This is a genomic window from Frankia sp. CeCAU1, from assembly GCF_977971845.1.
Window position 1 is genome coordinate 1 of the sequence record NZ_CDWWXA010000184.1, and the last position, 3,384, is coordinate 3,384.

Here is a 3,384-nt window from a genome sequence, read left to right on the forward strand (position 1 = left end):
AAACGCCGCGCCGTGTGGCCCGGATCCCGCCCCCGGGGCTCGGTGACCGGGGCACGCCGCCTGCTGCTGCTCGGCGGAACCGAGGAGGCGCGCCGCCTGGCGACCAGGCTCGGCTCCCCGGATCCCGCCGGCACGGAACGCATCGAGATCGTCTACTCGTTGGCCGGTCGAGTCCGCGAGCCTGCGCTGCCACCGTCCTGCCAAATCCGGATCGGCGGCTTCGGCGGGGCGGCGGGCCTGGCCGACTACCTGCGGGCCGAACGGATCGATGCGGTGGTCGACGCGACCCACCCGTTCGCCGCGACGATGACCACGCACGCCGCACAGGCCGCGCGCGCCACCGGCGTTCCGCTGCTCGTCCTGCGCCGGTCGAGCTGGCGCGGGCAGCCCGGCGACGACTGGCGCCGGGTCCCGTCGCTGGCCGGCGCGGTCGCCCTGCTCGACCGGTTCGTCCTACCCGGGCCGCGCCCGCATTCCGATCCAGCCCCACGGGTGTTCCTGACCACCGGGCGAACCGACCTCGCCCTGTTCGCCGGCCTGCACCGACCCTGGTTCCTGGCCCGGTCGGTCGAGCCGCCGACCGGCCCGGTACCGCCACGACTGACCGTCATCCTCGATCGTGGGCCGTTCGACGTCGCCGGGGAGACCGCCCTGCTGCGCCGGCACCGCGTCGACGTCCTCGTGACCAAGAACAGTGGCGGAACGATGACCGCCGCGAAGCTCGCCGCCGCCCGGGACCTCGGTCTGCCGGTCGTCATGGTCGACCGCCCACCGCTGCCACCCGGGGTGGCCGCAGTCGACGATGTCGACGCCGCCGTGGCCTGGGTCGCACCACCGTGGCCCAGGTGACCGGGGCCCAGGTGACCATGGCCCCGGTGACCGAAGGCTAGGTGACCGGGTAACGACGTGGGGTGAACACGAGGTCCCGGCCGGGGCCGCGGCGCACCACCCGGGTCGTCGACGAGCCGATGAGCAGCAGGCAGCGCATGTCGACCTCGGCCGGGTCGAACGCACCGAGGCTCGTCACGGTGATGCTCTCGGTGGGACCGCCGACATCCCGGCCGATGACCACCACCGTGTCCGAGGGGCGGTGTTCGAGCAGCACCTCGTGGGCCCGCTCCAGCTGATGGCGACGGGTACGGGAAGCCGGGTTGTACAGCGCCAGGACGAAGTCGCCCGCGGCCGCCGCCCGCAGCCGCCGCTCGATGACCTCCCACGGCTTGAGTCGGTCGGACAGCGACAGCACGCAGAAGTCGTGGCCGAGTGGCGCCCCGACCCGGCTCGCCACCGCCTGCGCGGCGGTCAGCCCGGGCACGACCCGCACCTCGACGCCCGCGAACCGCTCCGCCGCCGCGGCCTCGACGACGGCCGTGGCCATCGCGAAGACCCCGGGATCACCGGAGGAGACCACGGCGACGTTCGCGCCGCCGGCCGCCAGTTCGAGGGCGAGCTCAGCGCGCTCGGCCTCGACGGTGTTCCCCGAGGCGTGCCGGCGCTGGCGTGGATCGACCGGCACCCGGTCGAGGTAGGGGCCGTAGCCGATGAGGTCGTCGGCGGCGGCCAGCGCCTCGGCGGCCTGCGGCGTCAACCAGCCCGCGGCGCCCGGTCCGAGGCCCACCACGACGACCTCCCCCGCGCCGGGCGTGCCGCCGGTACCAACGGCACCAGCCTTACCAACGGCGGGCGCCGTTGGTACCCAGTCCGCCTGCGACGCGCGCAGCGGCGCCGGATCGTCCGGCCCCCGGACCGGGCTCGGCAGTACCGCGAGCGAGAAGTACGGCACCGTGGCCGGGTCTACCGCACCGAGCGGGGCGATGCGCTGGCCGGAGGTGGTGGCCCGTTCCACGTACCAGGTGTCCGCGAGGCGTCCCGCGGCGGTGAAGGCGTCCCGGACCCCCGGGAAGGTCCGTCCCATCTTGAGCACGACGGCGGTGTCCGTGCCGGCGATACGCTCGGCGAGGACCGTCGGCGGCAGCGTGCCCGGCAGCACTGTGAGGACTTCGTTGCCCTCGACCAGCGGCCGGCCGAGCACCGCGCACCCCGCCGACAGGGATGTCACCCCCGGCACGACCTCGGTCGGGTACCGGTCGGCGAGGCGCCGGTGCAGGTGGATGAACGAGCCGTAGAAGAACGGGTCACCCTCGCTGAGGACCACGACGTCCCGGCCGGCGTCGAGGTGGACGGCCAGCCGCTTGGCGCAGTCCTCGTAGAACTCGTCGATCGCGCCGCGGTAGCCACCGGGGTGGGAGGTCGTCTCGGTGGTGACCGGGTAGACCAGCGCCTCCTCGATCTGGTCGCCGCGCAGCTGGCTCGCGGCGACCGACCGGGCGATGCTGCGGCCGTGCCGGGCGCTGTGGTAGGCGATCACGTCGGCGTCACGGATCAGGCGGGCCGCCTTGAGGGTGACGAGCTCGGGATCCCCCGGTCCAACCCCGACTCCCCACAGCCGGCCCTTCGACGGCACCATTAATCCTCCTCGCTCGCGATCGCGTTGACCGCGGCGACCGCCATCGCGCTGCCGCCCCGCCGACCGTGCACGACGAGATGCTCCAACCGGGCCGGATCATCCACGAGGGCCTGCTTGGACTCCGCGGCGCCGATGAACCCCACGGGCACGCCGAGCACCGCCGCCGGTCGCCCGGCTCCGGCCGCGACGAGTTCCAGCAGGCGGAACAGCGCTGTCGGAGCGTTCCCGACCGCCACCACGGAGCCGGCGAGTCGATCCGCCCACAGATCCACCGCCGCGGCGCTGCGGGTGGTGCCCAGCCGCTCGGCGAGCTGCGGCACCCGGGGATCACCGAGCAGGCAGAGAATCTCGTTCGCGGCGGGCAGCCGACGGCGGGTCACACCGGCCGCCACCATCTGCGCGTCACAGAGCACCGGGGCGCCGGCCAGCAACGCCGCGCGCGCCGCCGCGACCACGCCGGGGGTGAAAGCGAGATCGTCGACGAGATCCACCATTCCACAGGAGTGGATCATGCGGACCGCGACCCGGGCGACGTCACCGGGCAGCCGGTCGAGACGCGCCTCGGCCCGGATCGTCGCGAACGACCGACGGTAGATCTCCGCGCCGTCGCGAACGTAGTCGTAACGTTGCACACCGCTCATGTCTGATACGCCGTTCATGCCAGCCTCCTCGCCGACCTGACGGCCGCAGCCAGGTCCCGGTGACCGTCGAGGGGGCTCGACGACACGACCGTCGCCTCACCGCCATCCGCTCCGACAGATGCGACGGCGGCGGCTCCGAGGCCCGTCCGACGGATCCGGTAGCCGGACCCGGTCGCCACAACCTCCACCACCCGTCCTCCCGGTTGCCCGCAGCGCCGCTCGCAACCCGACCAGTGCACCGGCGCGAGGGCCGGGCCAACCGGGACGGGTGGGAGG

Annotated in this window: 3 protein-coding genes and 1 pseudogene; 1 reads left to right on the plus strand and 3 read right to left on the minus strand. The window is 74.0% G+C overall.

Features of this window, described 5'->3' with window-relative positions:
• Window positions 1-42: 42 nt before the first annotated feature.
• Window positions 43-849 carry a cobalt-precorrin-6A reductase gene (locus AC08OO_RS21385; RefSeq protein ID WP_476618971.1) on the plus strand — a complete coding sequence of 269 codons (807 nt, stop codon included), beginning with the start codon at window positions 43-45 and terminating at the stop codon, window positions 847-849.
• A 37-nt stretch (window positions 850-886) separates the two neighbouring features.
• Here the strand turns inward: AC08OO_RS21385 and AC08OO_RS21390 are convergent, their stop codons facing one another.
• The 3 genes and pseudogenes from AC08OO_RS21390 to AC08OO_RS21400 all read right to left on the minus strand — a co-directional run.
• On the minus strand, window positions 887-2,467 hold the full coding sequence (locus AC08OO_RS21390; protein ID WP_476611799.1) for a precorrin-2 C(20)-methyltransferase: 1,581 nt from the start codon (window positions 2,465-2,467) through the stop codon (window positions 887-889).
• A complete protein-coding gene (locus tag AC08OO_RS21395; RefSeq protein ID WP_476606943.1) occupies window positions 2,467-3,126 on the minus strand; it encodes a precorrin-8X methylmutase in 660 nt (219 codons plus the stop codon). Before AC08OO_RS21395 ends, AC08OO_RS21390 begins: the two co-directional genes overlap by 1 nt.
• Window positions 3,123-3,384, minus strand: a pseudogene (locus AC08OO_RS21400) (nitrite reductase); the annotation flags it as partial. The gene AC08OO_RS21395 and the pseudogene AC08OO_RS21400, both read right to left, overlap by 4 nt.